This window comes from Mycobacterium sp. TH-M25, assembly GCF_057473665.1.
On record NZ_JBYCLA010000426.1, the window covers coordinates 1 to 6,141 of the forward strand.

Below are 6,141 nucleotides of genomic sequence, written 5' to 3' on the forward strand. Positions count from 1 at the left end.
GTTGGGTGCCGTGGTGTTCGGTGGGCTCCTGGCTCTCGGGGTGCTGTGGCTGCTGGTTACCGCTCCAGACAGCGAGGTCGATCAAACATGGAGTGACGCCTATCGGAGCGAGTCCGGCAATGTCCCGGCCGGCGGTGTCCTGACCAGCACCCGGTAGCTCAGCGCACGGAGTATGTGGGCTGCGACCTACCGAGGGCGTGCTGCGGGTCGCGCCCGCCGATGGGGGCCGCAATCAACGTCAGCAGGGTAGCTTCGGGCCGGCAGCAGAACCGTACCGGCGCGTATGGCGACGTACCAATCCCGGCGGACACGTGCAGTCGCATGTCGGCGCCCCAGCGCGACGGCCCTTTGGCGCGGGACCGGTCCAGGCCAGAGTTGGTCACCAGCGCGCCGTAAAACGGCAGGCACAGTTGGCCACCGTGAGTATGGCCGGCCATCACCAACTGGTAGCCGTCGGCGGCGAAGCGGTCCAGCACGCGGGGCTCCGGTGAGTGGGTCAGGCCCAAGCGCAGGTTTGCGGCCGGGCTGGCCGGGCCCGCGATGGCGTCGTAGCGGTCACGCGCAATGTGCGGGTCGTCGACACCTGCGGCCGCGACGAGCAAACCCGCCACCTCTAATTCGCGGCGGTTGTGGGTCAGATCGAGCCAGCCGCGCTCGGTGAACGCGGCCCGGAGGTCCTGCCAGGGCAGCGGCCGACCGTGTACCCGATGGCCCGGGTTGGTCAGGTAGTTCAGCGGGTTCTTCGGCCGCGGGCCGAAGTAGTCGTTGCTGCCGAAGACGAAAACACCGGGAACCGAGAGTAAATCGCCCAGGCTCTGGACGACGGCGGGCACCGCCCGGGGATGCGCCAGGTTGTCCCCGGTGTTGACGACCAGGTCAGGCTCGAGGCCGGCGAGCTCACGCAGCCACGCCTGCTTGCGACGCTGTCCGGGACGCATGTGCAGATCGCTGATGTGCAGAACCCGCAGCGGTGACGAGCCCGGGTCGAGCACCGGGATGGTCAGCTCGCGCAGCACGAACGCGTTGCGCTCGATCAGCGAGGCATAGCCGATCCCGGCGACGGCCGATCCGAAGGCGACGGCGCCGGCGCTTTTGAGAGTAGTGGCCGAAGGCATGCAGGCCAGCCTACTGCCGGTAAGTGAATGCCGGAGCGTCACACACCGGCAGCCGCGCTAGGGCGGCGGCGGCGCCATGATCGGGATCGTGATCGGCGGAAGGCCCGGAATCTGGATCACCTGCGAGCCGACCGGCACCGGAGCGCCCGGGACGCCCTCGGGCGGGGGCGGCGGGGGCGGCGGGATACCGTTGCTGGTCTGGATGGTGACCACCGCGCCCGGGATGGTCCCCCCGTTGGGTGTGGTCCCGACCACCTCGCCGTACTTGGCGCTGCTGTTGACTGAAGCGGGCTGCTCGGCGACCTGGAAGCCGGCGTCCTTCAGGCGTTGGCGCGCGGCGTCGACGTCGAGACCCGCAACGCTCGGCACCTGGGATCCGGGCCCGCCCTCGACGTACTCCCGGTCGGTCGGCGGCATCTTCACATCACCGAACAGGGTGGCGATCGGCTTCAGCGCGGTGAACCAGGTGCGGGCCGGTTCGTTGCCGCCGTACAGGTTGCCGTCACTGCACCGCCGCAGCGGCGACGAACACAGGTCCGACGGCGCGGTGGAGTCGTCGTAGATGTAGTTGGCCGCCGCGTATTGGTTGGTGAAACCGACGAAGCCCGACGACCGGTGCGCCTCGGTGGTCCCGGTCTTTCCAGAGACCGGCAGATTCCAGCCGGCCGCCCCGGCAGACCCGGCTGCGGTACCACCGGCCAGGGCGTCCTTGCTCATCGCGTTGGCCAGCGTGTTGGCCAGGCCCTCTGGTACCACCTGCTCGCAGGCCTCGGTGGTGACGGATACCTGGTTGCCATTGCGGTCGATCAGCTTGTCGATCGGATTCGGCGGACACCAGGTGCCGCCGGAGGCCAAGGTCGCCGCGACATTGGACAATTCCAACGCGTTGAGTTCGAACGGGCCCAGCGTGAACGAGCCGATGTTCTGTCGCTTGATGAAGTCGGCCAGGCTCTCGTTGCTGTCCGGGTCGTAGTCGCGGGCGCTGCCGGGCTCGGCGTAGGACCGCAGCCCGAGCTTGACGGCCATGTCGACGGTGCGCGGAACACCCACGAGTTGGATCAGCCGGGCGAACGCGGTGTTGGGCGAGGTGGCCAGCGCGTCGGTGACACTCATCGACCCGCGATAGTTGCCGGCGTTGACCACACACCAGGTTTCCTTGGGACAGCCTTTGGCGCCGCCGTTACCCATGCCCTTTGTCTGAAACCTGGCCGGCACTTCGAGTTGGGCATTGATGCCCATACCCATCTGCATCGCCGCCGCCGTGGTGAAGATCTTGAAAATCGACCCGGCGCCGTCGCCAACGAGCGAGAACGGTTGCGCCCGCATGGTTTCGCCGGCCTCGGTGTTCAGCCCGTAGGTGCGGTTGCTGGCCATCGCGACGACCTTGTGCGAGTTTTTGCCGGGCCGGACCACGCTCATCACGCTGGCGATGCCTTCGAGCGTCGGGCTGGCGAATTGGTCGATCGCGTGCTTGACCGGCTCTTGCACGTCGGGGTCGAGGTTGGTGCGGATCAAGTAGCCGCCACGAGCGAGTTGTTCGTTGTTGATGCCGGCCCGCGCCAGGTAGGACTGCACGTAGTCGCAGTAGAAGGCGCGATCACCCGCAGCGATGCAGCCGCGCGGCAACTCCTTGGGTTGCGGCAAAATCCCCAGTGGTTCGGCCTTGGCGGCGCGGATCGCCTCGGCCTCGTTGGGGACATTCTGGATCATGGTGTCCAGCACCAGATTTCGCCGCGCCAGCGCCCCGTCCGGGTTGGTGTAGGGGTTGAGCGCACTGGTTGACTGGACGAGTCCGGCCAGCAACGCGGCCTGTTGCCAATTCAGCTCCGAGGCGTTGATGCCGAAGTACGTCTGCGCCGCGTCCTGCACGCCGAAGGCGTTGTTGCCGAACGATACGAGATTCAGGTAGCGGGTCAGTATCTCCGGCTTGGTGAAGGTCTTGTCCAAGGTCAGCGCCATCCGGATTTCGCGCAGCTTGCGCGCCGGTGTGGTCTCGACGGCCGCGCGCTTCTCGGCGTCGGTCTGGGCGATCACCAGCAGCTGGTAGTTCTTCACATACTGCTGTTCGAGCGTCGAACCACCGCGGGTGTCGGCGTCGCCGGAAGCGTATCCGGCCAAGCCGGTCAGCATGCCTTTCCAGTCCACTCCGTTGTGCTCGGCGAAGCGCTTGTCCTCGATCGAGACAATCGCAAGCTTCATGGTGTTGGCGATCTTGTCGCTGGGTACCTCGAACCGGCGCTGCGAGTAAAGCCAGGCGATGGTGTTTCCCTTGGTGTCGACCATCGTGGTCACCGCGGGGACGTCGCCCTCGAGGAGTTGCGCCGACGCGTTGCCGACAACTTCGGAGGCGCGGTTGGAGGCCAACCCGATTCCACCGGCGACGGGAAACAGTAAGGCGGCAACGATGACGCTGGCGGCTAGGCAACACCCGGCGAGCTTGGCGATGGTGACCGCTGCCGCGGGTCGCTCGGACATGCCCACTAGAGTAGCGGCGCTCCCGCCGGCTTCTGCTCGAGTGGTTGGCGAGGCTCCGTTCGCCCGCCGCGACGCCTCAGGTTTCCCTCAGTCCCAGCTCAGGCGGCTGTCAGTAGCCCGATTCGTCGCTCGCCGACTCGACTTCATGATCGGACTGCACGCGCGTCCCAAAAAAGCGTGTCCAGAATGTTGCGTAATTGGTATCTGACCACGTAGCTTATCCACACGATGAGATACAGGTAACACCGAAGGCGACAGTGTGGCATAGATCGCATCGGGATTGCCGGTGGCAAGAGCGAAGGGGAATCGCTGGTGTCAGCTATACGGACCGCGCCGCAGAAGACGGCCGCAGCACCGATCGCCGCTGTTCTGTGTGGAGCGGAGGCGGAGTCCAGAATCAGTTGGGTTTCCAAGGCGCTGTGCCGGGCCGCCGACCCCGACGAGCTGTTCGTGCGGGGGGCTGCACAACGCAAAGCGGCGGTCATCTGCCGGCACTGCCCGGTGATGTTGGAGTGTGGTGCGGACGCACTGGACAACCGGGTCGAATTCGGTGTCTGGGGTGGCATGACCGAGCGCCAGCGGCGTGCGCTGCTCAAACAGCACCCCGAGGTGGTGTCCTGGGCTGAGTTCTTCAGCACTCAACGCAAGCACCGCAGCGTCGGCTGAAACGCCTGCACTTCGCTAACCGGCCAACGTCATCTGATCGGCGATCGCCTGCAGCGCCTCCAGATCTGAGACGTCGAACGGCAGCGACGGAACGCCCACAATGGCGACGTGCGGGTTCGCGCCGGTGAACCGCGACAGCAGCCTGATCTCGCGCTTGGACGTCGCTGCCCGGTCGGCGTGAATCTGCAGGACGGCCTTGGTCAATGCGTTGGCGCCGTTGCCCTCGAAGGTCTCGGCGCCGTCGATGGCACGCTCGACCGGCAGCGAACACAGCATCGGGTGCGTTCGGTTCAGAATCAGCCCGGCCAGCGGCATCTTCTCCTCCGAGAGCCGGTCGACGAAGAACGACGCCTCCCGCAGTGCGTCCGGCGCCGCAGCCGACACCACGACGAACTGGGTGCCGCGCTGCTTGAGCAGTGAGTAGGTGCGATCGGCCTTCTCCCGGAAGCCGCCGAAGGTGGCATCCAGGGACTGCACGAAGCTCGCGGCGTCGGAAAGCATCTGCGAGCCCAACACGGTCGACAGCGCCTTCATCGCCAAACCGACCGCGCCGGTGACCAGTCGGCCGATTCCGCGGCCCGGACCCAACAACAGCTTCCACAGTCGGCTGTCCATGAAGCTGCCAAGCCGTTTGGGTGCGTCCAGGAAGTCCAGCGCATTGCGCGACGGCGGGGTGTCGACGACCACCAGATCCCAGCGGTCCTCGGCCAGCAACTGGCCGAGCTTCTCCATCGCCATGTACTCCTGCGTGCCGGCCAGCGAGGTGGCGACCGTTTGATAGAACTGGTTGTCCAAAATCGCCTGTGCGCGATTGGGTCCGGAGTACTGCATCACCATCTCGTCGAAGGTGCGGCGCATGTCCAGCATCATCGCGTAGAGCTCGCCGGATACCTCAGCGGCGAGCGGCACGCGCTGCGGGGTGTTGCCGAGATCGCTGATACCCAACGCCTGCGCCAAGCGCTTGGCCGGGTCGATGGTCAGAACCACCACGGTGCGGCCGTACTCCGCGGCGCGCAGTGCCATGGCTGCGGCGGTCGTGGTCTTCCCGACTCCACCCGCCCCGCAGCACACCACCACGCGGTTGGCGGTGTCGGAGAGAATGCCGGCAATGTCGAGCACCGGAGGTGTAGTGCTCATCGAACTCCCTGCTGAGCCAGTGATTCCGACAGCTCATACAGGCTGCCGAGGTCGACGCCGTCGGCGATGGTGGGCAATTCCAGTCGCGACACCCTCAGCTCGTCGAGGAGCTCCGCGGTGGCGGCCTGCGCGGTGATCCGGGTGGCGTGCTGGATGGTCTCGGTCAACAGGCCGGCGAAATCTTCGTCGCCGAGCTTGATCCCGGCCGCGGTCAATCCGGTGCGGACCGCGTCGGCGTCGACGTCACCGTCGGCGGCCTTGGCGAGATCTTCGGGCTCCAGGTAGTTCGGGATGTTGCGGTTGACGATCACCGAGCCGATCGACAGGCCCAGCTCCTGTAGCTCGTCGATCGCTTCCTTGGTCTCCTGCATCGGCAGCGCCTCCAGCAGGGTGACCAGGTGTATCGCCGTCTGGTCGGAGTGCAGGATCTTCACCACGCCCTCGGCCTGGGAGTAGACCGGGCCACCTTTGGCCAGGTCGGAGACCGCCCGGGTGACGTCCAGGAAGCGGGCGATGCGCCCGGTCGGGGGAGCGTCGACGACGATCGCGTCGTAGACCGGTTTTTTGGTGCCTTTCTCCACACGGATCACGGCTTCCTTGATCTTGCCGGTGAGTAAGACGTCGCGCAGGCCTGGGGCGATCGTCGTCGCGAACTCGATCGCGCCGATCCGGCGCATCGCCTTGCCGGCGAGGCCCAGGTTGTAGAACATGTCGAGGTATTCCAGAAACGCGGCCTCGATGTCGATCG

The 6,141-nt window shown here is 66.3% G+C and carries 5 protein-coding genes; 1 reads left to right on the plus strand and 4 read right to left on the minus strand.

Features of this window, described 5'->3' with window-relative positions; genetic code table 11:
• Nucleotides 1–158 precede the first annotated feature (158 nt).
• Together AC2VOU_RS14380 and ponA2 are read right to left on the minus strand one after the other, a co-directional pair.
• Nucleotides 159–1,115: a metallophosphoesterase gene (locus tag AC2VOU_RS14380; protein WP_486957990.1), complete on the minus strand. Its 957-nt coding sequence runs from the start codon at nt 1,113–1,115 to the stop codon at nt 159–161.
• 57 nt (nt 1,116–1,172) lie between these two features.
• Entirely contained in the window at nt 1,173–3,590 is a 2,418-nt protein-coding gene (gene ponA2 / locus AC2VOU_RS14385) for a transglycosylase/D,D-transpeptidase PonA2 (RefSeq protein ID WP_486957991.1), read from the minus strand.
• 312 nt (nt 3,591–3,902) lie between these two features.
• On the opposite strand from ponA2, the gene AC2VOU_RS14390 reads away from it, so the two are divergent.
• Nucleotides 3,903–4,256 (plus strand): WhiB family transcriptional regulator, encoded by a 354-nt coding sequence (locus tag AC2VOU_RS14390; RefSeq protein ID WP_486957992.1) that lies wholly within the window; start codon nt 3,903–3,905, stop codon nt 4,254–4,256.
• A 15-nt stretch (nt 4,257–4,271) separates the two neighbouring features.
• Here the strand turns inward: AC2VOU_RS14390 and bagB are convergent, their stop codons facing one another.
• Both bagB and AC2VOU_RS14400 read right to left on the minus strand, forming a co-directional pair.
• Nucleotides 4,272–5,393, minus strand: a complete 1,122-nt coding sequence (gene bagB, locus AC2VOU_RS14395; protein ID WP_486957993.1) for an ATPase BagB — start codon at nt 5,391–5,393, stop codon at nt 4,272–4,274.
• Nucleotides 5,390–6,141 (minus strand): ArsA-related P-loop ATPase (locus AC2VOU_RS14400; protein ID WP_486957994.1); only part of this gene is annotated, 752 nt, incomplete at its 5' end. The genes bagB and AC2VOU_RS14400, both read right to left, overlap by 4 nt.